Source organism: Pseudoalteromonas sp. Ps84H-4 (assembly GCF_024124645.1).
Lineage (GTDB): Bacteria > Pseudomonadota > Gammaproteobacteria > Enterobacterales > Alteromonadaceae > Pseudoalteromonas > Pseudoalteromonas lipolytica_C.
In genome coordinates this window covers 166,649-189,661 of record NZ_JAMXSK010000001.1, presented here as the reverse complement: position 1 = coordinate 189,661, position 23,013 = coordinate 166,649, and the positions used below count along the sequence as shown (strand labels likewise).

General features: G+C 41.5%; 20 protein-coding genes and 5 tRNA genes. 16 read left to right on the top strand and 9 right to left on the bottom strand.

Annotated features, from left to right (window positions below; genetic code table 11):
* Positions 1 to 13: 13 nt before the first annotated feature.
* Positions 14 to 745: a UDP-2,3-diacylglucosamine diphosphatase gene (locus tag NH454_RS00870; protein ID WP_253038060.1), complete on the bottom strand. Its 732-nt coding sequence runs from the start codon at positions 743 to 745 to the stop codon at positions 14 to 16.
* A gap of 56 nt (positions 746 to 801) precedes the next feature.
* A complete protein-coding gene (gene ppiB / locus NH454_RS00865; RefSeq protein WP_135923978.1) occupies positions 802 to 1,293 on the bottom strand; it encodes a peptidylprolyl isomerase B in 492 nt (163 codons plus the stop codon).
* A 177-nt stretch (positions 1,294 to 1,470) separates the two neighbouring features.
* Between ppiB and cysS the strand changes: the two genes are divergently transcribed.
* A complete protein-coding gene (cysS, locus tag NH454_RS00860) occupies positions 1,471 to 2,850 on the top strand; it encodes a cysteine--tRNA ligase (protein WP_253038059.1) in 1,380 nt (459 codons plus the stop codon).
* A 135-nt stretch (positions 2,851 to 2,985) separates the two neighbouring features.
* On the top strand, positions 2,986 to 3,870 hold the full coding sequence (locus NH454_RS00855) for an EamA family transporter (protein ID WP_253038058.1): 885 nt from the start codon (positions 2,986 to 2,988) through the stop codon (positions 3,868 to 3,870).
* 50 nt (positions 3,871 to 3,920) lie between these two features.
* Here NH454_RS00855 and folD read toward each other — a convergent pair whose 3' ends face one another.
* Complete coding sequence (folD, locus tag NH454_RS00850; RefSeq protein ID WP_135923981.1) at positions 3,921 to 4,775, bottom strand: bifunctional methylenetetrahydrofolate dehydrogenase/methenyltetrahydrofolate cyclohydrolase FolD; 855 nt, start codon at positions 4,773 to 4,775, stop codon at positions 3,921 to 3,923.
* A 341-nt stretch (positions 4,776 to 5,116) separates the two neighbouring features.
* Between folD and NH454_RS00845 the strand changes: the two genes are divergently transcribed.
* From NH454_RS00845 to NH454_RS00785, 13 genes are all read left to right on the top strand, one after another.
* Positions 5,117 to 5,193 (top strand) — tRNA-Pro (locus NH454_RS00845).
* Between the two features lie 50 nt (positions 5,194 to 5,243).
* Positions 5,244 to 5,320: transfer RNA gene (locus tag NH454_RS00840), tRNA-Arg, on the top strand.
* A gap of 23 nt (positions 5,321 to 5,343) precedes the next feature.
* Positions 5,344 to 5,419 (top strand) — tRNA-His (locus NH454_RS00835).
* A 15-nt stretch (positions 5,420 to 5,434) separates the two neighbouring features.
* A tRNA-Pro gene (locus NH454_RS00830) sits at positions 5,435 to 5,511 on the top strand.
* A gap of 42 nt (positions 5,512 to 5,553) precedes the next feature.
* Positions 5,554 to 5,630, top strand: a tRNA-Pro gene (locus tag NH454_RS00825).
* A 492-nt stretch (positions 5,631 to 6,122) separates the two neighbouring features.
* Positions 6,123 to 7,427, top strand: coding sequence for a trigger factor (gene tig, locus NH454_RS00820; protein ID WP_135923982.1), 1,305 nt, complete (start codon positions 6,123 to 6,125; stop codon positions 7,425 to 7,427).
* Positions 7,428 to 7,702: 275 nt separating this feature from the next.
* Positions 7,703 to 8,320, top strand: coding sequence for an ATP-dependent Clp endopeptidase proteolytic subunit ClpP (gene clpP, locus NH454_RS00815; protein WP_135923983.1), 618 nt, complete (start codon positions 7,703 to 7,705; stop codon positions 8,318 to 8,320).
* 135 nt (positions 8,321 to 8,455) lie between these two features.
* The gene (clpX, locus tag NH454_RS00810; RefSeq protein ID WP_135923984.1) at positions 8,456 to 9,739 is read left to right on the top strand and encodes an ATP-dependent protease ATP-binding subunit ClpX; all 1,284 of its coding nucleotides are present in this window, start codon (positions 8,456 to 8,458) and stop codon (positions 9,737 to 9,739) included.
* Between the two features lie 143 nt (positions 9,740 to 9,882).
* Positions 9,883 to 12,243: an endopeptidase La gene (gene lon / locus NH454_RS00805; protein WP_135923985.1), complete on the top strand. Its 2,361-nt coding sequence runs from the start codon at positions 9,883 to 9,885 to the stop codon at positions 12,241 to 12,243.
* Positions 12,244 to 12,439: 196 nt separating this feature from the next.
* Complete coding sequence (locus NH454_RS00800; RefSeq protein ID WP_175580427.1) at positions 12,440 to 12,730, top strand: HU family DNA-binding protein; 291 nt, start codon at positions 12,440 to 12,442, stop codon at positions 12,728 to 12,730.
* Between the two features lie 197 nt (positions 12,731 to 12,927).
* Positions 12,928 to 14,829: a peptidylprolyl isomerase gene (ppiD, locus tag NH454_RS00795; RefSeq protein WP_253038056.1), complete on the top strand. Its 1,902-nt coding sequence runs from the start codon at positions 12,928 to 12,930 to the stop codon at positions 14,827 to 14,829.
* A gap of 89 nt (positions 14,830 to 14,918) precedes the next feature.
* On the top strand, positions 14,919 to 15,317 hold the full coding sequence (locus tag NH454_RS00790; RefSeq protein ID WP_253038054.1) for a GNAT family N-acetyltransferase: 399 nt from the start codon (positions 14,919 to 14,921) through the stop codon (positions 15,315 to 15,317).
* Positions 15,314 to 15,676 (top strand): cupin domain-containing protein, encoded by a 363-nt coding sequence (locus NH454_RS00785; protein ID WP_253038052.1) that lies wholly within the window; start codon positions 15,314 to 15,316, stop codon positions 15,674 to 15,676. Before NH454_RS00790 ends, NH454_RS00785 begins: the two co-directional genes overlap by 4 nt.
* Before the next feature lie 83 nt (positions 15,677 to 15,759).
* On the opposite strand, the gene NH454_RS00780 is transcribed toward NH454_RS00785, so the two are convergent.
* From NH454_RS00780 to pspF, 6 genes are read right to left on the bottom strand one after another with little or no spacing between them, the layout of a single operon-like run.
* Positions 15,760 to 16,521: an ATP-binding cassette domain-containing protein gene (locus tag NH454_RS00780; RefSeq protein ID WP_135923989.1), complete on the bottom strand. Its 762-nt coding sequence runs from the start codon at positions 16,519 to 16,521 to the stop codon at positions 15,760 to 15,762.
* Positions 16,521 to 17,513, bottom strand: a complete 993-nt coding sequence (locus tag NH454_RS00775) for an oligopeptide/dipeptide ABC transporter ATP-binding protein (RefSeq protein ID WP_135923990.1) — start codon at positions 17,511 to 17,513, stop codon at positions 16,521 to 16,523. Before NH454_RS00775 ends, NH454_RS00780 begins: the two co-directional genes overlap by 1 nt.
* 2 nt (positions 17,514 to 17,515) lie before the next feature.
* The gene (locus NH454_RS00770) at positions 17,516 to 18,409 is read right to left on the bottom strand and encodes an ABC transporter permease subunit (protein WP_135923991.1); all 894 of its coding nucleotides are present in this window, start codon (positions 18,407 to 18,409) and stop codon (positions 17,516 to 17,518) included.
* Complete coding sequence (locus NH454_RS00765; RefSeq protein ID WP_253038050.1) at positions 18,396 to 19,430, bottom strand: ABC transporter permease; 1,035 nt, start codon at positions 19,428 to 19,430, stop codon at positions 18,396 to 18,398. The genes NH454_RS00770 and NH454_RS00765 overlap by 14 nt, the downstream gene beginning before the upstream one ends.
* Positions 19,430 to 21,007, bottom strand: a complete 1,578-nt coding sequence (locus NH454_RS00760) for an ABC transporter substrate-binding protein (protein WP_253038136.1) — start codon at positions 21,005 to 21,007, stop codon at positions 19,430 to 19,432. Before NH454_RS00760 ends, NH454_RS00765 begins: the two co-directional genes overlap by 1 nt.
* A 45-nt stretch (positions 21,008 to 21,052) precedes the next feature.
* On the bottom strand, positions 21,053 to 22,129 hold the full coding sequence (gene pspF / locus NH454_RS00755; RefSeq protein ID WP_135923994.1) for a phage shock protein operon transcriptional activator: 1,077 nt from the start codon (positions 22,127 to 22,129) through the stop codon (positions 21,053 to 21,055).
* A 188-nt stretch (positions 22,130 to 22,317) separates the two neighbouring features.
* On the opposite strand from pspF, the gene pspA reads away from it, so the two are divergent.
* Positions 22,318 to 22,980, top strand: coding sequence for a phage shock protein PspA (gene pspA, locus NH454_RS00750; RefSeq protein ID WP_135923995.1), 663 nt, complete (start codon positions 22,318 to 22,320; stop codon positions 22,978 to 22,980).
* Positions 22,981 to 23,013 lie beyond the last annotated feature (33 nt).

Genomic DNA, 23,013 nt, shown 5'->3' with positions numbered 1-23,013 from the left:
ATAAACTGATGATTTAAAGCGGAGTGTAAATTAGCTCTTGTTTATCTGGAGTTACTCTTAGGTATGACCCTTGTTCATACCAATCACCCAGCACGGTGCGAGTATGGGTCTCGCCATTAACATTATAGTAGTGAACATTAGGGCGGTGGGTATGACCATGGATCATATTCTTAACCTGATGTTTTTTAAACATGGCTAATACCGCATCTTCTGTAACATCTAAGATTTCTAATGCTTTACCAGCTTGGCTTTGTTTTGATTTTTCGCGGGCGTTGCGAGCAATCTTCTTGCGATACCAAAGCGGCATAGCAAGCATTAATTTTGGCCACCACCAACCACGGCTTTTTTTGCGAAACTTTTGATATTCAACATCTTGGGTGCACATTTCATCACCATGCAGGATAACCGTTGGGGTGCCGTATAAATCAATAACAACTTGTTCGGGTAGTAAAGTCATACTTGCGCTTTTGGCATAGCCTTCACGCATAATGAAATCGCGGTTACCATGAATAAAGAACACCTTAGTACCACTTTCACTTACCTGGCTTAAACGTGTGGCAACGCTCACTGAAAGGTCAGTTTGATAGTCATCACCTACCCATACTTCAAAAAAGTCACCTAAAATATACAGGGCATCAACGTCATTATTAATAATCTTGCTATCAAGAAAATCAAAAAATGCCGCAGTGATGTCTGGGCGGTTTTCTGTTAAGTGGAGATCGGCAATAAAATAACTTTGTTTCATGGTTACTCGCAAAAAAGCGGGCAAAGGCCCGCTTAAAAAAGTACTAAACGATTAAATTAGCTAACCGTTACTTTTTCGATAATTACATCTTCAAGTGGTACGTCTTGGTGGAAACCTGCGCTGCCAGTTGCAACACCTTTGATTTTGTTTACCACGTCCATACCTTCAACAACTTCTGCAAACACGCAGTAGCCCCAGCCTTGTGAAGTTTCACTGCTGAAGTTTAAGAAGTCATTGTCGTTAACGTTAATGAAGAACTGCGCAGTTGCTGAATGTGGATCCGGCGTGCGCGCCATTGCTAATGTGCCTACTTTATTCGCAAGACCATTGTTTGCTTCGTTTTCGATAGGGTTGTTTACTTCTTTTTGAACCATACCTGGCTCAAAGCCACCGCCTTGTACCATAAAACCATCAATTACACGGTGAAAGATAGTGCCGTTGTAAAAGCCAGAGTTTGCATACTCTAAGAAGTTTTTAACTGTGTTTGGTGCATCGTTTTCGTGCATTTTGATGGTGATGTCACCAAAGTTTGTGTGTAGTACAACCATGAGGTTTCCTATATCTGGTTTAATAATGGCACTATTTTATAGTAGTTGTCTTTGATTAACAAAGAGCTTGTTTAAAACGATTAACAAAGTGCTTATTCAATTGATAAAGCGCTAGAGCAGCGGCTTTGCAAGTGTTAACATAGAGAATCTCGAAACACCGTTAAGGACATTTTATAAATGGTACAAATTTACAACACACTTACGCGACAAAAAGAGCAGTTTAAACCCCTTGTTGATGGCAAAATCGACATGTATGTGTGTGGTATCACCATTTATGATTACTGCCATATCGGTCATGCACGTACATTTGTAGGGTTTGATGTAATTGTTCGTTACCTTCGTCACATCGGCTACGATTTAAAATATGTACGTAACATCACCGATGTTGACGACAAAATTATCAAACGTGCTAACGAAAAAGGCGAGTCTATCAATGATTTAACGACTCGCATGACTAAAGCAATGCATGAAGACTTTGACAGCTTAAATATGTTGCGTCCTGATGTTGAGCCAACCGTAACAAACCATATGGATGAAATCATCGCTATGGTTGAACGTTTAATTGCGAAAGGCCATGCCTACATTGCAGCTGATGGTGATGTATTATTTGATGTCTCTACATTTGAGCAATACGGTGCTTTATCACAACAAGACTTAACCATGCTACAAGCAGGTTCACGCGTTGAAGTTGCACAAGATAAGCAAGATCCACTTGATTTCGTGCTATGGAAAAAAGCCAAGCCAGGTGAGCCTTCGTGGTCATCACCATGGGGTGAGGGTCGTCCAGGATGGCACATCGAATGTTCGGCAATGAGCTCTAAGCATTTAGGTGAGCATTTTGATATTCACGGTGGTGGTTCAGATTTACAATTCCCACACCATGAAAACGAAATTGCTCAGTCATGCTGCGCAAATAACGGCAAGTACGTTAATACGTGGATCCACACAGGTATGGTACAGGTTAATAAAGAGAAGATGTCTAAGTCATTAAACAACTTCTTTACCGTGCGTGACGTATTGAAAGAGTACGATGCTGAGTCAGTTCGTTACTTCTTAATTTCAGGTCATTACCGTAGCCAACTTAACTATTCGCAAGAAAATTTAGAGCAAGCGCGTTCGTCACTTGAGCGTATTTACACCGCACTGCGCGGGGTAACACCAATCGAATGTGATTTAGCCAGCAATGAATACGTGGCTAAATTCAGAAAAGCAATGGATGATGACTTTAATACGCCAGAAGCACTACCTGTGTTATTTGAGCTTGCGAAAGAACTAAACCGTGTTAAAGACTGCGATGCAGAACAAGCTGGTAAGTTGGCTTATGTACTTCGCAGTGTTGCAGAGGTATTAGGCGTTGCACAACAAGACCCTGAAGCCTTCCTACAAGGTGGCCAAGCTGATGACGAAGTCGCACACATCGAAGCCTTGATTGCAAAACGTAACGAAGCTCGTGCCAGCAAAGATTGGGCAGCTGCTGATGAAGCCCGTGATGCACTTAATGCACTCGGTGTTGTACTCGAAGATTCTGCGGGTAAAACAACATGGCGTAAAGCTTAAGTATCCACCGAGATATTACAAATTGAAAAGGTTGCCAAGAGGCAACCTTTTTTGTTTTTAACTGGGCATAGCTATTGACCTAAACCTTACTTGAGGTTTTATTTTTACGCTACTTTTCACTAACAAGGACTTACATTGAATATCTTACTTGCCATGATCCCTGCTTTTTTATGGGGTACTACCTATGCTGTGACTAAATATGCCACTCCAGATTGGCCGCCATTATTATTAGGTGCATTGCGCGCATTGCCTGCAGGATTATTACTTTTATTAGTTAAGCCTAGTTTACCAACTCGTTCACAGTGGCCAAGTTTATTGACTTTAGGTGCTGTGAATATAGCGCTGTTTTTTGCGTTTATTTTTATCATGGCGGTGAATCTTCCTGCAGCTATTGCTGGGGTGGGGATGGTGTCAGTGCCGGTTGTCGCTTTGCTGTATGCATGGATTGTAAAAGGACAGCGTCCAGCAAGAGTTCAAGCATTTTGCGCCATAGCCTTGGTTGTACTGGCGTGGTTATTGTTTGATCCAGCTTACGTCACATTAAATGTATTGGGAGTGACGGCTTTATTGGGTGCCTTACTTACTATTGTGATTGGTAGCACCTTAGTACAAAGTTTGTCGGTGCATATACATTGGTGGGTTGTGCTTACTTGGCAATTAATCATTGGTGGCAGCATATTATTGCTAGCTGCTTTTATCGATGGAAGTTTGCTAAACCCAGAGCAATACCAAGTGGTATTTGAGCCTATTTCAGCGCTGCAATACTCTGTGCTATTTTGGTTAATCGTGCCCAATACTGCCATTGCCTATACTCTGTATGTTTGGTTATTAGGGCGCATGAGTGTGGCTGAGTTTTCATTTGGCACCATTGCCAACCCAATCGCGGGAATAGTATGCGCTGTTTTGCTCATAAACGAACAATACCAAGACTGGCAATACCTATTAATGTTTATGATGATTGTATTTTCAGTGCTACCTCAGATGCTAAAGCTTAAGCAGTTAAAACTACAAAAAACTTAAAAGCAAAAAAGGCTGCCCATTGGCAGCCTTTTGCAATAATTTAGCTCTTCTTAGCTGTGATATTTTTCACATGCTTCAAGCGTATTTTCAATTAAGCTTGCAACAGTCATCGGGCCAACACCACCTGGTACAGGTGTAATGAAATGCGCTTTTTGTTCAGCAACATCATATTGAACATCACCAACAAGTTTACCTGATTCAAGACGGTTAATACCCACATCAATCACAATAGCGCCTTCTTTAACCCAGTCACCCGGAATAAATTCAGGTTTACCAACCGCAACCACTAATAAATCAGCGCGGCGAACATGTGTTTCTAAATCTTGTGTAAACTTGTGACATACCGTTGTTGTACAGCCAGCAAGTAAAAGCTCAAGCGACATAGGACGACCAACAATGTTAGAAGCACCAACAACGACTGCATGCATCCCTTTATAGCGAACACCTGTAGAGTCGAGTAGGGTGATGATCCCCTTTGGCGTACAAGGACGAAGTGCCGGCATACGCTGTGCTAAACGACCAATATTGTAAGGGTGGAAACCATCAACATCTTTATGAGGAGTAATACGCTCAAGAATTTTTTCAGCATCAAGGCCTTGTGGTAAAGGCAGTTGCACTAAGATACCGTCTACTTCTTTGTCTTCATTAAGTTGGTCAATTAAAGCAAGTAAGTCGTGTTCTGTGGTGTCGCCAGGTAAATCGTAAGACTTAGATACAAAGCCGACTTCTTCACATGCTTTACGCTTAGAACCAACATAGACTTGGCTTGCTGGGTCTTGACCAACTAACACTACTGCTAGTCCTGGTGCACGTAAACCGTTTGCTACACGCTCTGCAACACGTTCAGCTACATTACTGCGTACTTGTTTAGCTATTGCTTTACCATCGATGATGTTTGCCGTCATGGGTGACCTTTCATTGGGGTTAGTTAACTTGATACTGATACATCAAAATATGATCATCCAATAAAGGGGGCGTGGATACACAAATCATGTTTGTTTGATCATATTTATTAATGTTGTGTATTTTCGCAGAAAAGCATCATAGCGCCAAGATGCAATTGTATATAAAGCGATACTTTATAAAAAAGAGTTCAAATTTTAGCTTATATTTGCAATATTTAACCATTATGAACTAAAAGTGACCGATTGAATTATTTTCTTAAAAAAAAGTTTGACCTAACACGGCCAAATCACTATTATGCACCCCGTTGTTAACGAGGTCACTCGCAAACAACAGTAAGCATCGGCGATTAGCGCAGTTTGGTAGCGCACTTGGTTTGGGTCCAAGGGGTCGCAGGTTCAAATCCTGCATCGCCGACCACTTCTTCTTTAAGAAGCGGTGCTTACAGGCAAACTTTTGAAGTTTTCGATGCGCCCGTAGCTCAGCTGGATAGAGCAACGCCCTTCTAAGGCGTTGGTCGAAGGTTCGAATCCTTCCGGGTGCGCCATTTGAAAATATGTAAATGCCGTGGTGATTGTAGCTCAGTTGGTAGAGCCCCGGATTGTGATTCCGGTTGTCGTGGGTTCGAGCCCCATCAGTCACCCCAACTTACTTAAGATATCGGCGATTAGCGCAGTTTGGTAGCGCACTTGGTTTGGGTCCAAGGGGTCGCAGGTTCAAATCCTGCATCGCCGACCACTTTTCTAAAGTGGTCTTAATTTTCAAAGCTTCTCTCAGTATCGGCGATTAGCGCAGTTTGGTAGCGCACTTGGTTTGGGTCCAAGGGGTCGCAGGTTCAAATCCTGCATCGCCGACCACTTTTAAAGATTTATGGTCAAAGAACGATTGGTTTGGGTATATCCAATTCAGTCGCAGGTTCAAATCCTGCATCGCCGACCACTTTTAAAGATTTATGGTCAAAGAACGATTGGTTTGGGTATATCCAATTCAGTCTCAGGTTCAAATCCTGCATTGCCGACCACTTCTTAATATCTAAATACCTCCTTTAAATCAGCCTAATTTAACTTTGTTATTTTACTGCGTTCGTTTTTTCAGCACTTAAACGCTGAATGCTGCTATATACGCCAAATAATTGCCCCCTAGACTCGACTATCATAAATATTAGGTTATAATGCCGCGTCTATTGTTTAACATAGTGCCCATAGAGGCAAAGCAGCAATGGTATCTCATGGTTACAATGCGCCGTTTTAAGTTGAATTTTTCAGCATTAAAACTTGCTATCACTCATGGAGATCACCTTGTTTGTAAGGAAGGCGAACAGTCGCCAAAATTGAAGATTGAGGTAAATCATGCAAGTTTCTGTTGAGACGACTCAAGGCCTTGAGCGCCGTCTGACCATCACCGTTCCTGCAGAGAACGTTGAGACTGAAGTTAAAAAACGCTTACAACAACTGTCTAAAACCCAGCGTATCGATGGTTTCCGCCCAGGTAAAGTACCTGCGTCTATCATCAACAAGCGTTACGGTGCAGCAGTGCGTCAAGAAGTTGCTGGCGAATTAATGCAACGCAACTACATCGAAGCAATCGTTTCAGAAAAAATTAACCCAGCGGGTGCTCCAACTTTCGCACCTAAAGCATTAGAAGCTGGTAAAGATTTAGAATTCGATGCAACGTTTGAAGTTTACCCAGAAGTTGAAATCCAAGGTTTAGATAAAATTGCTGTTGAAAAACCAGCAGTATCTGTAACTGACGAAGACCTAGCTAACATGCTAGAAACTCTACGTAAGCAACACGCTTCTTGGGCTGAAGTTGATGCAGCTGCAGGCGAGAACGATCGTGTAACTATCGACTTCGTTGGTTCTATCGACGGTGAAGAGTTTGAAGGCGGTAAAGCTGAAGACTTCCCACTAGAACTTGGTCAAGGTCGTATGATCCCAGGTTTTGAAGACAACATCGTTGGTAAAAAAGCGGGCGAAGAAGTTGTTGCTGAAGTAACTTTCCCTGAAGAGTACCATGCTGAAAACCTTAAAGGTAAAGCTGCTTCTTTCGCAATCACTGTTAAGAAAGTTGAAACTCAAGAGCTTCCTGAGCTTAACGATGAGTTCGCAACTAAATTCGGTGTAGCTGAAGGCGGTGTTGACGCTCTTAAAGAAGAAGTTAAAAAGAACATGACACGTGAGCTTGACCAAGCGGTTAAAGCTAACGTTAAAGACCAAGCTATCAAAGGTCTTTTAGCTAACAACGAAATCGAAGTGCCTAAAGCGCTAGTTGATCAAGAAATTGATGCACTACGTCAGCAAGCTGCACAACGTTTTGGTGGCGATGCTAAAAACATGCCTGAGCTTCCAGCTGAATTATTCCACGAGCAAGCTGTAACTCGCGTTAAGACTGGCCTATTACTAGGTGAAGTTATCAAGGCGAACGAGCTTAAAGTTGACGACGCTAAAGTTGAAGAGTTAATCGCAACTGTAGCTTCTGCATACGAAGATCCAACTGAAGTTGTAGAATACTACAAGTCAAATGATCAACTTATGCAACAAATGCGTAACGTAGCGATGGAAGAGCAAGCAGTTGAAGCTATCCTAGCTAAAGCAAACGTGACTGAAGTTGAAAAAGCATTCGACGACATCATGAATCCACAGCAAGGTGCTTAATAAGTCATTGACTTAAGCTCTCGCTAGCGATTAAATGGCTCGTGTTACTCTGTATATTTACAGCGTACCCGGGCCATTTTAGTTTGTGGTAGCAAGTTTCACAAAAACCGACAATACTAGATGTTATTTCAGAACATTTTTCAGTAAAGATTGAAATAGTGCCGAACCGTTCACATATATTTAAAAAGATTGAACAGTTACTTTAATTAACATTAGTATTAATGTGCTTTCCTTATAGTAAGGATGAGTCGCAGCGGATAAGGAATTAAATAAGAATGAATAGCGGTATGATAGACCCTCTAAACGCATTAGTCCCTATGGTTGTTGAGCAAACAGCAAAAGGGGAGCGCTCATATGATATTTACTCACGTCTTTTAAAAGAGCGCATTATTTTCTTAACAGGCCAAGTTGAAGATAACATGGCAAACCTGATTCTTGCACAAATGCTGTTTTTAGAATCAGAAAACCCAGAAAAAGATATTTATCTATATATCAATTCGCCAGGTGGCTCTGTAACTGCTGGTATGGCAATCTACGATACAATGAATTTCATTAAACCTGATGTAAGCACTATTTGTGTGGGTCAAGCAGCTAGTATGGGTGCTTTTTTGTTATCAGGTGGCGCTAAAGGTAAGCGTTTTTGTTTACCTAACTCACGCGTGATGATCCACCAACCATTAGGTGGTTTCCAAGGTCAAGCATCTGACTTCGAAATTCATGCGCGCGAAATCTTATCGATTAAAGATAAGTTAAACCGTTTGATGGCAGAGCACACAGGTCAACCATTAGAGGTCGTATCACGCGATACTGACCGTGATAACTTTATGACCGCAAGCGAAGCGGTTGAATACGGCCTAGTTGACTCTGTATTTTCTAGCCGCGAAACGAAGTAATCTGAATAGCTAATAATAACGTATTGTTAGCTATCACCCTTTACTATGCGAAAACTGATATTCTTTGATATAGTTAAACATAGTGAATTAGCAGTAGCCCAGTGCTGCTGCCAACGTAATAAATGAGGTAGCTGAATGTCTGACACTCCTACAGACGGCGACAAAAGTAATAAATTGTTATACTGCTCTTTTTGTGGCAAAAGCCAGCATGAAGTTCGTAAACTTATTGCAGGCCCTTCAGTATACATTTGTGATGAATGTGTTGAGCTGTGTAATGATATCATCAGGGAAGAAATCAAAGACATTGCGCCAAAGCATAATGCGTCTGATAAATTGCCTGTTCCAAAAGAAATTCGTAATCACTTAGATGATTATGTTATTGGTCAAGATCATGCAAAAAAAGTGCTGTCGGTAGCGGTATACAATCACTACAAACGCCTTCGCAATCAAAGTATTAATGCAGAAATTGAGCTAGGTAAGAGTAACATCCTATTAATTGGTCCTACTGGTAGTGGTAAAACATTACTTGCTGAAACCATGGCTCGTTTGCTCGATGTACCTTTCACTATGGCTGATGCGACTACGCTAACAGAAGCAGGTTATGTTGGTGAAGATGTTGAAAACATCATTCAAAAGCTACTGCAAAAATGTGACTACGACGTAGAGAAAGCGCAGCGTGGTATTGTTTACATTGATGAAATTGACAAGATTTCTCGTAAGTCTGATAACCCATCGATCACTCGTGACGTATCGGGCGAAGGTGTGCAACAAGCGTTACTTAAACTGATTGAAGGTACGGTTGCGTCTGTACCACCACAAGGTGGACGTAAGCATCCGCAGCAAGAATTCTTGCAAGTTGATACATCGAAGATTCTATTTATTTGTGGCGGTGCATTTGCTGGCCTTGATAAAGTGATCGAACAGCGTAGCCACAAAAATACAGGTATTGGTTTTGGCGCTCAAGTTAAGCAATCGGCAAGTAGCCGTAGTTTAAGCGAAACGTTTAAAGATGTAGAGCCAGAAGATCTTGTTAAATACGGCTTAATACCGGAATTTATTGGTCGTCTTCCTGTTGTCGCTACACTGACAGAACTAGATGAAGCGGCACTTATTCAAATTCTTAGCGAACCAAAGAATGCTCTAACTAAGCAATTCTCTGCATTATTTGCAATGGAAGATGTTGAGCTTGAGTTCCGTGAAGATGCGCTCAGTGCGATTGCTCACAAAGCAATGGAGCGTAAAACAGGTGCACGTGGCTTGCGTTCAATTGTTGAGGGGGTGTTACTTGATACTATGTATGAGTTGCCTTCAATGGATGATGTAAGCAAAGTGGTTATTGATGAAACCGTTATTAAAGGTGAATCAGACCCAATCTTAATTTACCAAAGTGGTAATCAAGATAAAGCTGCATCAGAATAAAGCTTTAATAGATTAATATTTGATCAGTTGAGTATAAAAAAGGAGCCAAAGGCTCCTTTTTTTACAAATATGTTGAACTTTCCCTTACATATCCCCATATACTTGAGTAATCTTTAAAATAAATGAAGTGCGAAGAGAATATAATGACGCTTGAGAGAACCGATCGAGTCGAAATCCCCGTGTTGGCACTGCGCGATGTTGTGGTATACCCGCACATGGTGATCCCGCTATTTGTTGGTCGTGAAAAATCAATAAAATGCCTAGAAGCGGCGATGGACAAGGACAAACAAATTTTCCTAGTGGCGCAAAAAGACGCCTCTGTTGATGATCCGCAGCAAGACGATATCTACCGTGTTGGCACCATTGCCACAGTACTTCAGTTATTAAAACTACCTGATGGCACCGTTAAAGTGTTGGTTGAAGGCACTCAACGCGCGAAAGTAGAAACATTTCTAGACAATGATGATTTCTTTGTAGCTGAAGCGCAGTTTATTGAGTCAAACCATATTGATGAACAAGAGCAGGATGTCTTCATACGCAGCGCAATTAGCCAATTTGAAGGCTATGTAAAGCTTAATAAGAAGATTCCACCAGAAGTACTCACTTCTGTATCAGGTATTGATGAAGCCGCACGTCTTGCAGATACTATGGCAGCTCATATGCCACTGAAAGTGCCTGAAAAGCAAAAAGTACTTGAGATAGCTGATGTCACTGAGCGTCTTGAATACCTAATGGCGCTGATGGAAGGTGAAATTGACTTACTGCAAGTTGAGAAGAAAATCCGTACTCGCGTTAAAAAGCAGATGGAAAAATCGCAGCGAGAGTATTACCTCAACGAGCAAATGAAAGCGATTCAAAAAGAGCTTGGCGAACTTGATGATGTACCCGATGAATTCGAAGCAATTAAAAAACGCATCGAAGAGTCAGGTATGCCTAAAGAAGCGCAAGAAAAAGCGAACGCAGAGTTATCTAAATTAAAAATGATGTCGCCTATGTCGGCTGAAGCAACCGTAGTGCGCTCGTACATTGATACGCTTATCAATGTGCCTTGGAAAAAACGCTCTAAGGTGAAAAAAGACTTAGCTGGCGCACAAAAGATTTTAGACAGCGATCATCATGGTCTAGATAAAGTAAAAGAACGCATTATTGAGTATCTTGCGGTACAACAACGTACTAATAAACTCAAAGGCCCAATTTTATGTTTAGTCGGCCCTCCTGGAGTGGGTAAAACCTCATTAGGTCAGTCAATTGCACGTTCTACTGGTCGTAAATATGTTCGTATGGCCCTTGGTGGCGTTCGTGATGAAGCTGAAATTCGTGGTCATCGTCGTACTTACATTGGTTCTATGCCTGGTAAGTTAATCCAGAATATGACCAAAGTCGGCGTGAAAAACCCATTATTCTTATTAGATGAAATCGATAAGATGTCTTCTGATATGCGTGGTGACCCAGCATCAGCATTACTTGAGGTGCTTGATCCTGAGCAAAATAGTCATTTTGCTGATCATTACCTAGAAGTTGATTACGATTTATCAGACGTAATGTTCGTTGCAACATCAAATAGCTTCAACATTCCAGGCCCATTACTAGACCGTATGGAGGTTATTCGTCTATCGGGTTACACCGAAGACGAGAAGCTGAATATTGCTAAGCAGCATTTAATTCCAAAGCAAGTGAAGCGTAATGGTCTAAAAGAGGGTGAAGTTGAAATAGCTGATAGTGCAATTATTGGCATTATTCGCTACTACACTCGCGAAGCTGGTGTGCGTAACCTAGAGCGTGAAGTATCTAAACTTTGCCGTAAAGCTGTTAAGAATATCTTGTTAGATAAAGACACTAAAAAAGTGACTATCGATGAAGATAATCTAGAAGAGTTTTTAGGTGTACAACGCTTTGACTATGGTAAAGCTGAAGATGGTGACCGCATTGGTCAAGTAACCGGATTAGCGTGGACTGAAGTAGGTGGTGATTTACTGACTATCGAATCAGCTGCTGTTCCAGGTAAAGGTAAACTTACTTTCACCGGTTCACTTGGTGATGTAATGCAAGAGTCGATTCAAGCGGCCATGACGGTTGTTCGGAATCGTGCTGAAAAATTACGTATTAATAGCGACTTCCATGAAAAACGTGATATCCATGTTCACGTACCAGAAGGAGCAACACCAAAAGATGGCCCAAGTGCGGGTATCGCAATGGTAACTGGTTTAGTCTCGAGCTTAACAGGTAACCCGGTACGTTCTGATGTTGCTATGACAGGTGAAATCACCTTACGTGGTGAAGTGTTACCGATTGGTGGCTTAAAAGAAAAGTTACTAGCGGCTCATCGTGGTGGTATTAAAACCGTTATTATTCCAAAAATTAACGAACGTGACTTAAAAGAGATCCCAAACAATGTATTAGAGGGCCTTGAAATTCACCCAGTTACATGGATTGATGACGTTTTAAAACTGGCTTTAAAGCACCCAGTTGAGAGTTTTTCTGTCGAAACTGAAAAAAACCAGTAAAAAACCGCAAAAAAGTGCATTTAGGGGCTTTTCAAATACTAAGGGTATGATAAGTTAAGCACTAGTTTTCAAGCCTAGGCCTTATGTGGCCTAGGGTTGAGAAAAATATAATAAACTGAGCATAAATTTAATTTGCTTATAAATTTTCAAAACAGTGATGTTATTTTTTAAAAAATAATCGCTCTTGATAATAACAATGAAAGAGGATGATATTGTGAATAAATCTCAATTAATCGATCAAATCGCAGCTGACGCTGACATTTCTAAAGCGGCTGCAGGTCGTGCACTAGATTCATTCATCGAGGCTGTTTCAGGCGCTCTTAAAGATGGCGACTCAGTGGCGCTTGTTGGCTTTGGTACTTTCTCAGTACGTGAGCGTGCAGCACGTTCAGGTCGTAACCCGCAAACTGGTGAGACTATCCAGATTGCTGCGGCAAATATCCCTTCTTTCAAAGCAGGTAAAGCGCTGAAAGACGCAGTAAACTAACCAATAAGATTAGTTGGTGAGGATACCTAAGGACACTTAAATAGAATTTAGGTAACTTATCACCAGTTACTTCAAGTGAAAAAGCGTATCTGGTAAGATACGCTTTTTTTACATGAGCAGGGTTGATATCAATCAGCAATCATCCTTGATTATGCTAATTGGTATATTTTGTACCTGATCAGAATAGAGATAGATAAATGCTTGAGAAAATCAGAGAAGGTTCGCAGGGACCTGCAGCCAAAATTATTTTAGGCGCGGTGATTTTATCTTTTGCTTTAGCTGGGATTGGTGGTTATTTAGGACAAACCACAGAGCAACCCGTTGCAGAAGTAAATGGAGTTAAAATTAGCCAAACCGAGTTCAGCCGTGCTTACCAAAATGAACGCAATCGTTTAGAGCAACAGTTTGGTGAATACTTTGCACAAATCGCAGCTGATCCAAATTACATGGCACAAATTCGCCAAGGCGTGATTGACCGCTTAGTACAACAAGAATTGCAAACTCAACTAGCGGCAGAGTTAGGCCTTCGTGTAAGTGATGAGAGTGTTCGTAAAGCTATTTTAGAAATGCCTTACTTCCAAGTTGGCGGCCAATTTAGCAACGATCGTTACTTACAAGTTATTCGTCAGATGAACTTCCAGCCAGACGCTTTCCGAGAGTACTTACGTAAAGACATGACTCGCAGCCAACTTGTTGGTGCAGTTGCTGGTACTGACTTTATTCTTGAAAACGAATTAAATAATACTGTAGCGCTTCAACAGCAAACTCGTAGTATTGACTATTTAGTTGTGTCAAAAGAATCATTACAAGCGGGTATTGAAGTAACAGAGCAAGAAATTGCAGATTACTATGAATTAAATCAACCGCAATTTTTAGCGCCTGAACAAGTATCTGTCAGCTATATTGATTTAAATGCTGCAAACTTAACGTTGGATTCAAGTGTTTCAGAAGAAGATATCAAAGCATACTACGATCAAAACAGCGCACAATATATTGAGCCTGAAAAGCGTCGTGTATCACACATCTTAATTGATAACAGTGAAGACGATGATGCAGCAAAAGCGAAAGCTGAAGAGCTATTAGCACAACTGCAAAACGGTGCTGATTTTGCTGAGCTAGCTGAATCATCTTCGGATGACGTTGTGAGTGCTGAAATGGGCGGTGATCTTGATTGGATCGAACGTGACATGATGGACCCAGCTTTTGAAGATGCAACGTATGCACTTGAGAACAAAGGTGACATTTCTGACGTTGTTGAATCAGAATTCGGCTATCACATCATCAAGCTCACGGATATTCAAAAACAGCAAGTTAAACCGTATGCTGACGTAAAAGATGAGCTTCGTGCTGAACTTGAACGTACTAAGAAAGTGAATGCGTTTTATGAAAAGCAAACTCAAATGGGAGAAATTGCTTTTGAAATTTCTGATACATTAACAGACGCTGCAGACGCAGCCGGTGTTGAAGTACAGAAAACAGAACTTGTGACGCGTAACTCATTACCAGAGCCTTTAAATAACCCGCAAGTTGTTACTGCAATTTTCTCTCCTGAAGTGTTAGAAGATCGTATGAACTCAGAGGTTATTGAAGTGGGTGATGAGCACGCTGTTGTTGTTCGTGTAAACGACCATAAACCAGCAACGACTAAGCCACTTGAAGATGTATCAGAGCAAATTAAAGCAACACTGGTTGCACAGAAAGCCTCTGAACTAGCTAAAGAAAAAGCACGTACTTTATTTGCAGATATCGAAGCAGGTAAGAGCTTAAATGATGTTGCTACTGCCGAAGGTATTGAAGTGCGTCAAGAGTCTGCACTTGCTCGTCAAGCGTATACTGTGTCTCCGGCAATTGTACAGCAAGTATTTAAAATGCCGCATCCTCAGGACACGCCAGTGGTAGATGTTGTTGACCTGAATAATGGTGACTCTGCTATCGTTGCTTTAAAAGCAGTGAATGAAGCACAAAGCACCGATATTAACGAACAACAAAAACAAAACATCACTATGGCTCAAGTGAATAAAAACTACATGGTATTCATTGCTGCACTTAAAGCGCAAGCAGATGTAAAAGTACCAAAAGTTGTACAAGCTGCTGAATAAGTAGCAAAACAACTTAAATAAAAGGCGCCTTATGGCGCCTTTTTTGTTACCGTTGAAGGTAATCGCACTCGCAACTACAAGGAGTATTTATGGAGTATCGCCTAATAGAGCAGTTACCAAGTGCGGAAGAATACTGTGCAATGCGCCTTAAGGCCGGCTTATCAGCTCGTTCATTAGCTGCGGCGAAAGCAGGGCTGCCAAACTCTCTTTATGCTATTTGTGTTCGCAAAGACGATGAGTTGATTGGCATGGGCCGTGTTATTGGTGATGGTGGTTGTAATTTTGAAGTGGTTGATATTGCTGTATCACCTGAATATCAAGGGCAAGGGGTAGGGCGTGTCATTATGAAACATGTAGACCGCTACATTGAAGCTGCCGCTTTTGAAGGCAGCTATGTCACTATGGTCGCTGACAAACCTGGTTTTTACGAAAAGCTTGGTTACAAGTTTGTCGCACCACAAAGCCAAGGGATGTATAAAAAGTTTTGAGCACTATAGATAAACAAACAGCAGAGCACTACAAGTGGGGCAACAACTGTGATGGATGGCACTTAGTAAAGTCCAATACATTAAGTATTATTCAAGAGCATGTCCCAGCAGGTGAGGCTGAAGTAAAACACTACCATAAGCATGCAGAACAATTTTTCTTCGTACTTAGTGGTTGTGCCACCATTGAACTTGATGGCCAAATACACAAACTCACTGCGCAACAAGGTTTGCATGTAAGTGCTGGCCGAGTACATCAGCTAAGCAATCAAGGTACTGAACCACTGCATTTTATTGTTACATCTACACCACCAAGCCATGGTGATAGAATTGATGTGAAAAGCAGCAAGGAAAAAGAGTAAAGTTAATAGAGATATCAACATACTCGCGAAGGGGGGCGTTTAACGCCGAATTAAATTTAAAGTTGACGGCTGACACTTCAATGTCAGCAGTTCAACAATTTCTGTGTCACTTTAGATTGTGGGTCTTGGAAAATTGCTTCGGTTTGGCCGTATTCAACAATCTCGCCGTGATCAAGTACTACGAGCTGGTCGCTGATGTGGCGCACCAGACTTAGATGATGGGTTATAAGCACATAGCTAAGTCCAGTATCTTTTTGTAGACGTAGTAATAAGTTTACCGTTTGTGCGCGCACAGAAGGGTCTAGAGACGATAACGCTTCATCAAGCACTACAACCTTGGGATCTAAAATTAAAGCCCGTGCAAGTGCTATACGTTGCAATTGGCCACTACTAAACATGTGTGGGTAATAATGTTGATGATCTAACAGCAAGCCCACTTTTGCGAGAGTTTGTTTAATTTTTTCTTCTCGCTCATCTTTATTCAAATCAGTGTTGTACTGTAAACAATCGTTCAGCATGTCGCCAATAGTTAAACCCGGATTTAATGACGCCTCAGAATCTTGGAAAATCAAGCGAATGTGGCGGCAGTCGTTATCACGTATGCCATCATTTTCTATAATATTGCCATCGAGCAATATCTGTCCTTTATCGGCACTGTCAGCGCCCGCTAATAACTTTGCAAGAGTACTTTTGCCCGAGCCGGTTTCACCGATAATAGCAATGGTCTCACCTTGGCTTAAGCAAAACGAAATATCTTTTAAAACAGAAAAGCGTTTTCGAGCAAACAAACCTGCTCGCAAGTTAAAACTTTTCGATAACGCTTGAACTTTTAGCAGCGGTTGCATTATTTCATCGCCTTAATTAACGGAAAATGACAGGCATAACTGTGACTATGGTGTTTAGTTAATTTTGGTGTAACCACACACTCTTTTTGCGCTTGCGGACAGCGCGGCCCTAATCGGCAGCCTATTGGTAAATGCTGCAATGTAGGTATTGTGCCTTTAAGCGCATAAAAAGGTTCTTTATGAGCAAGGCCTTGTTCGTAGTCAGGTAAGCTTTTTAATAGCGCTTGTGTATAGGGGTGATGTGGCTGGCTAAAAATACGGTTCGTCGGGCCTGCTTCAACCATTTGTCCGCAGTACAAAACATGCATACCGTGAGACCACTCAATAATCTCTTCAAGTTCGTGTGAGATCATCAAAATCGACATATTCTTTAGCTGATTCAAGCTTTTTAATAGTCTAAATACTTGCGCACGCGTGGTGCTCTCAAGGGCGGTAGTTGGCTCATCGGCTATCAATAGTTTTGGGGTACGCGCAATGGCCATGGCAATCATCACTTTTTGACAAATACCTTCAGAGAGCTCATGAGGGTAGCTGTCGAGTACCTTTTTATGATCTTTAATACCTACCTTGTGGATTAACGCTTTTACTCTGTCTTTACGCTGTTTATTACGTTTTAAGAAAAAGCCACTGGTTGCTTGTGTAGGTAAAGTTTCGGCAATTTGGTCAAATATTTTAGCAGTTGGGTCAAGGCAGCGGCTTGGATCTTGGTAAATCATTGCAATGTCTTGACCAACTAGTTTACGGCGCTGTTCGTTTGATAAACGCATTAAGTCAACACCACGCCAGTGCATGCGATCAGCCGTAATATGCCAACGTTTATTTAATACGCCGACAATAGCTTTAGCGATGAGACTTTTACCTGAACCTGATTCACCAACTAATGCGTGTACTTCACCTTCTTTTAAGGTCAAACTGACCCTATCAACCGCACGAATAACGGTATCTGAGGTGCGTAACTCTATCGTTAGATTGCGAATGTCGAGTAATTGCATAGTTAGTCGGCCTTACGTTCTTTAAGCACTTGGCGTAACCCATCACCCACTAAATTGGTAGACAGTACCGCTAAAAATAATAATACGCCCGGTAAGCCTACAGTCCAAGGGGCAAGGTAAATTAAACCAAGGTTTTCTGCCAAAATTGCTCCCCACTCAGTGGTGGGTGGCTGTGCCCCCAGTTTTAAAAAGCCAAGTGCTGAGATATCCAAGATAGCTGTAGAGAGTGCCATGGTAAAAATAACCACAATGTGTTCGTAAATGTTCGGAAAGATCCCACGAGCAAGAATATGCCAGTTTGAAGCGCCATCAAGTTTAAACGCTGTAATGTAGTCTTTGTTGAGTTCTTCAACAATCAAATTACGTACCGAGTGAATGAACTGTGGCAATAAGGCTAAAATAATCGCCCAAACAGTATTCATAAGGCCTGGGCCTAAAATTGCAATAATAATGATGGCCAGCAACAGCGATGGAATTGATAAGGTAATATCGAGTAAGTGGTTCAAAAAGCTTGAGCGAATACCACGGCTGATACCCGCAAAGGTGCCCACTAACACGCCAATCACAGTAGTAATTAAGGCCGCAACAACCGACAAACCAAAGGTGTAGGTTGCGCCATTCATTAGTCGTGATAACACATCCCGGCCTAAATCATCGGTACCTAATAAAAAGCGCACATCGCCTGCGTCATGCCATGAGGGAGGCAGCAATAGGGCGTCGCTATGTTGTTGATTTACACCATATGGCGCAAGTAATGGTGCCGAAATCGCCAGTAGTGCAAAAGCAATAAACAACCATAAGCCAACAAGGGCTGGGTGATTATTTTTGAATTTCCGCCAAAATCGCGCTAGTGGCGATTTATTCGACTCTTCAGAGAATAAATTAAACTTTGCCATGAGCTTGATTCCGCGAGAGTGGGTCGAAAAGGGTATAGGTTAACTCGGCAACGATAGTTGCTAAAATTACAAACATAGACACAGCCAACAACCCACCTTGAATTGCGGGGTAATCACGTTGATAAATGCTGTCTATTAACCAACGACCAATGCCCGGCCATGAGAAAATAACTTCGGTGATCATTGCAAGGGTGATCAAAGTACTAAACTGTAAACCGATTTGTTTGATAACCGGTAAAAGAGCATTACGAAGCGCATGGTGGAGGATTAATTGTGCACGGTTTAAGCCTTTTGCACGGGCTGTTTTAATGTAGCTTTGATCTAAAACTTTAAGCATAGAGTCACGGGTAAAGCGCACCAGTACGGTGGTTGGGTACATTGCAAGGACAATTGTTGGCAGTGTTAGATGATGTAGCGCATCCAAAAATGCCATGCCGTGATAGGGAAAGTCAGTCGCAATAATATCAATAAGAATAAAGCCAGTAACCGGCTCTATTTCGTAAAGTAAGCCCATGCGACCAGACATAGGAAACCAGCCTAGTTGCAGTGAAAAAACCATGATCAACAATAGCGCTAACCAAAAAACAGGCATCGAATAGCCAATAAGTGTGCCAGAGTTAATCAGTTTATCAGGCCAACGCTTGTAGTAGGCTGATGCTATAATACCGCTTGGCACACCAACGGCCACAGATACAAATAACGCATAAAGGCTTAATTCAAGTGTGGCAGGAAATAGGTCTTTTATGTGTTGGAAAACACTCTCGCCAGATGCAAAAGAGACACCCCAATCGCCCTGAATAATTCGCTCTAAGAATGCAAAATACTGCACCACATAGTTTTCAGTAAAATGAAACCTTTCTTCAAGCGCATTAGTTTGTGAAAAGGTACTGTTTGTAATACCACTTAAGTTAGTAAGGGCATCACCGGGAAATAAAAAACTTAATGAAAACGTAAAGATGCTCAGAGTCAGCATCATAAACATTAATAGCGCTAGGCGGCGAAGAATATAATCGAGTATCATTATTCTTTCCTCGCATTAGCCAGTGATATACCGCCAAACGGGCTTAAATTGATACCTTTCACATCGCTACTTGCAGCTTGAAAGCGCATACCATGGGCTATCGGTAAAATAGGAAGTTCTTGCACGATAATACGCTGTGCCTGATTATAAAATTGCTTTCGCTTTTCTAAATCAGTGGTATCAAGCGCTTGGGTCAGTAATAAATCGAATTCAGGGTTGCACCAGTTAGCTGGGTTTTTACCGCTAAAGGTAGCAGTACAACTTAATAATGGACTCATAAAGTTATCTGGGTCAGGAGTGTCGGCAGCCCAGCCCAGTAAAACGCTGTCGTGGCGGTGTTCGCCAACCCGTTGTAAAAAAGTATTCCACTCGTACTCGACGATATTAACGTTCACACCAATTTTGCGTAAATCGCTTTGCATTAGCTCTGCCATTTTACGTGCGTTGGGATTATAAATACGGCTTACCGGCATGGCCCAAATATTCATATCAAAGCCATTTTTATAGCCTGCTTCGGCGAGTAATGTTTTGGCAAGTGCAGGGTTAAATTCAGGCATGGCTTTTTGCGCTTCAAATGCCCAAGAGGCCGGAGGCAGTAATGACTGTGCCTTAATGCCGTTGCCGTAATAAACCGCTTGCATTATTTTGTCGATATCGATGGCACTGGCCAGTGCTTGACGAACGCGTACGTCATCAAAAGGTGGTCGCTCAGTGTTAAAGGCCCAATAACCAATATTTAAGTTTTGCTCTTTTTGAACAGTGATGTCGTCTCGCTGCGATAAAATACTCAACTGTGCACTGTTTGGGTGCGCAGTTACATCGCATTCTTTAGTGAGCATTTTCGCAACCCGTGTTGTGCCGTTTGGTGTTATGTCATACACCAATTGCTCAAGTACTACTGGGTGTTTCCAATAATCGGGATGACGATAATAGCGAATTAGACGATCGCGACGATACTCTTTGTATACATAAGGCCCGGTACCCACTGGATATTGGTCAAATAAGTTTTCTTGGTTTCGTGCTTTAAGCTGCATGGCGTATTCTTCAGATAACACCACGGCAAAATCGGTTGCAAGGTTTGCTAAAAAGCTGCTTTCAGCATTATAGAGCTCAAAGCGTACTTGATAATCAGAAACACGGACTATGCGACGAATTAGCTGATCAATACCCACACTTTGAAAGTAAGGGTAACTGGCATCGCCAACAAAGTGATAAGGGTTGTATACGTCAAATAGGCGACTGAAGGTAAAAATAACGTCGTCAGCATTAAACTCCCGAGTAGGAGTGAAGTATTTTGTAGTATGAAACTTTACCCCTTTACGAAGTGTAAAGGTAATGGCTTTACCATCAGGACTAATTTTCCAATCACTTGCCAACTCAGGCTGAAACTCAGCGGTGACAGGATCAATACTCAGCAAGCGGTCATACAACTGATTAGCGATAATATCGATAGTCGAACCTGTCGTTGTAACTTGCGGATTAAACGACACAGGGTTTGCTTCAGCGCAATAGACTAAGCCCTGGTTTTTTTGTTCTGTGGTTTTTTCTTCGCTGTCTAGGCAGCCGACTAAGCACACCAAAGACAAAGCAAGTAACGGTTTAAACACCTGATTAGCCTCTAACTATTGCTGCTGATCTAATAAATTGTATTTTTTCAAATAGCCACGTAATTGATGATACGTTAATTCTAAGTGTTCTGCAGTTTTCTTTTGATTAAATTGGCTATGTTCGAGTGCTTTTTTGATCACATCTATCTCAAAGTCATTTGATAGCTGTTTTAAATTACAAGGAAATTGAATTTCAGGTTTATTCAGTGTCACCGTTTCTTGATTTTGAACTGTAGCAATAGGGGCAGCATGTTCGACACTAGCAACTGGAGCACTTGCAACCGCAGCTTTAACCCGTTGTTTAGGTCTAAATTTACTCGCGAATGGGTCTAAAATAATCTGGTGAACGGGAATATGTTCATTACCATGGCGATATAAGCTACGTTCAACCACATTCTTCAACTCACGGATATTACCGGGCCACTCATAAGATTGCAGTGTTTCGATGGCGCTACGAGTAAAGCCACTGAATAGCTCCCATTCAAGGTCGCGAGCCATATTAATTGCAAATTGTTCTGCCAATAGCATGATATCTTCTTGGCGTTCACGAAGTGGAGGTAAGGTAATAACATCAAAGGCAAGACGGTCAAGTAAGTCGCTTCTAAATTCGCCTTGTTCAGCAAGCGTAGGTAAGTCTTCATTGGTGGCACACACTAAACGAGTATCTACTTTAACCGTTTGCTTACCACCAACGCGTTCAAATTCGCCATATTCAATAACGCGTAGAAGTTTTTCTTGCACCATTGCAGAGGTATTGGCTAATTCATCAAGGAATAGCGTACCGCCGTTAGCACGTTCAAAGCGGCCTTCGTGACGTTTGCTAGCACCTGTAAATGCGCCGCTTTCATGACCAAATAATTCGCTTTCGAGTAGGTTTTCGTTAAGCGCTGCACAGTTAAGCTTTATATAGTTTTGATCCCAACGCTTAGATAAAAAGTGCAAACGGGCAGCTATAAGTTCTTTACCCGTACCGCGCTCACCAATAATAAGGACAGGCTTTTCTAAACTTGCTAGTTGTGAAACTTGATCAAGCACACTTAAAAAACTGTCAGATTGGCCGAGTAAGTTATCCTGTTGGCGAAATTGGCTCATATTCCCTAACTCTTAGTCATTTTTACTAAGATCTAGTGTATTTCATTATCTTTGAGAACTAAAGAAATTTATAAATTTAGTTTAACTATTTGAATTTATTTGGTTATTCTAGGTTTATAAAAGTTGGCAAGCATATTGATACTAGATATACCAACTGATTAAGTTAAAACACCAAAGAGGTAAATGTTATGGGAATTTTTTCACGTTTTGCAGACATCGTTAATTCTAATATCAATGCCATCTTAGATAAAGCAGAAGACCCAGAAAAAATGGTTCGCCTGATCATCCAAGAGATGGAAGATACATTAGTAGAAGTTCGCTCTACATCAGCAAAAACACTTGCTGAGAAAAAAGAGCTAGTACGTCGCGTTGACACGTTAAAAGTTCAAGTTGCAGATTGGCAAGAAAAAGCTGAATTAGCACTCAGTAAAGACCGTGATGATTTAGCACGTGCAGCACTGATTGAAAAGCAAAAGTCAGCAGATGCAGTCGCAGCAGTTGAAACTGAGCTTGAACATGTAGAGTCTCACATCGAGAAACTACAGCAAGAAGTAAGCACGTTACAAGAGAAGCTAGCTGATGCAAAAGCGCGTCAAAAAGCAATCATCTTACGCCAACGCTCTGCTGAGTCTCGTCTTGAAGTTAAAAAAGCACTCGACAGCTCAAAAGTCGAAGACGCTTTAAACCGCTTCGAACGTTACGAAAACAAGATCGATGGTCTAGAATCACAAATAGAGTCTTATGATCTTGGTAAAAAATCATTAGCTGACGAAATTGCTGGTCTTCAGCAAGACGAAAAGATTGATGATGAGCTAGCTGAGCTTAAGAAAAAACTAGCAGATAAAAAATAATAAATGGGGGCGTGTCCCCCAATGCTTAAACAC

What these genes read in the sequence shown, in the direction of transcription:
- NH454_RS00870 (WP_253038060.1), bottom strand. Translation starts at nt 745, where the DNA reads ATGAAACAAAGTTATTTTATTGCCGATCTCCACTTAACAGAAAACCGC.
- ppiB (WP_135923978.1), bottom strand. Translation starts at nt 1,293, where the DNA reads ATGGTTGTACTACACACAAACTTTGGTGACATCACCATCAAAATGCAC.
- cysS (WP_253038059.1), top strand. Translation starts at nt 1,471, where the DNA reads ATGGTACAAATTTACAACACACTTACGCGACAAAAAGAGCAGTTTAAA.
- folD (WP_135923981.1), bottom strand. Translation starts at nt 4,775, where the DNA reads ATGACGGCAAACATCATCGATGGTAAAGCAATAGCTAAACAAGTACGC.
- tig (WP_135923982.1), top strand. Translation starts at nt 6,123, where the DNA reads ATGCAAGTTTCTGTTGAGACGACTCAAGGCCTTGAGCGCCGTCTGACC.
- clpP (WP_135923983.1), top strand. Translation starts at nt 7,703, where the DNA reads ATGAATAGCGGTATGATAGACCCTCTAAACGCATTAGTCCCTATGGTT.
- clpX (WP_135923984.1), top strand. Translation starts at nt 8,456, where the DNA reads ATGTCTGACACTCCTACAGACGGCGACAAAAGTAATAAATTGTTATAC.
- lon (WP_135923985.1), top strand. Translation starts at nt 9,883, where the DNA reads ATGACGCTTGAGAGAACCGATCGAGTCGAAATCCCCGTGTTGGCACTG.
- NH454_RS00800 (WP_175580427.1), top strand. Translation starts at nt 12,440, where the DNA reads ATGAAAGAGGATGATATTGTGAATAAATCTCAATTAATCGATCAAATC.
- ppiD (WP_253038056.1), top strand. Translation starts at nt 12,928, where the DNA reads ATGCTTGAGAAAATCAGAGAAGGTTCGCAGGGACCTGCAGCCAAAATT.
- NH454_RS00790 (WP_253038054.1), top strand. Translation starts at nt 14,919, where the DNA reads ATGGAGTATCGCCTAATAGAGCAGTTACCAAGTGCGGAAGAATACTGT.
- NH454_RS00780 (WP_135923989.1), bottom strand. Translation starts at nt 16,521, where the DNA reads ATGCAACCGCTGCTAAAAGTTCAAGCGTTATCGAAAAGTTTTAACTTG.
- NH454_RS00775 (WP_135923990.1), bottom strand. Translation starts at nt 17,513, where the DNA reads ATGCAATTACTCGACATTCGCAATCTAACGATAGAGTTACGCACCTCA.
- NH454_RS00770 (WP_135923991.1), bottom strand. Translation starts at nt 18,409, where the DNA reads ATGGCAAAGTTTAATTTATTCTCTGAAGAGTCGAATAAATCGCCACTA.
- NH454_RS00765 (WP_253038050.1), bottom strand. Translation starts at nt 19,430, where the DNA reads ATGATACTCGATTATATTCTTCGCCGCCTAGCGCTATTAATGTTTATG.
- pspF (WP_135923994.1), bottom strand. Translation starts at nt 22,129, where the DNA reads ATGAGCCAATTTCGCCAACAGGATAACTTACTCGGCCAATCTGACAGT.
- pspA (WP_135923995.1), top strand. Translation starts at nt 22,318, where the DNA reads ATGGGAATTTTTTCACGTTTTGCAGACATCGTTAATTCTAATATCAAT.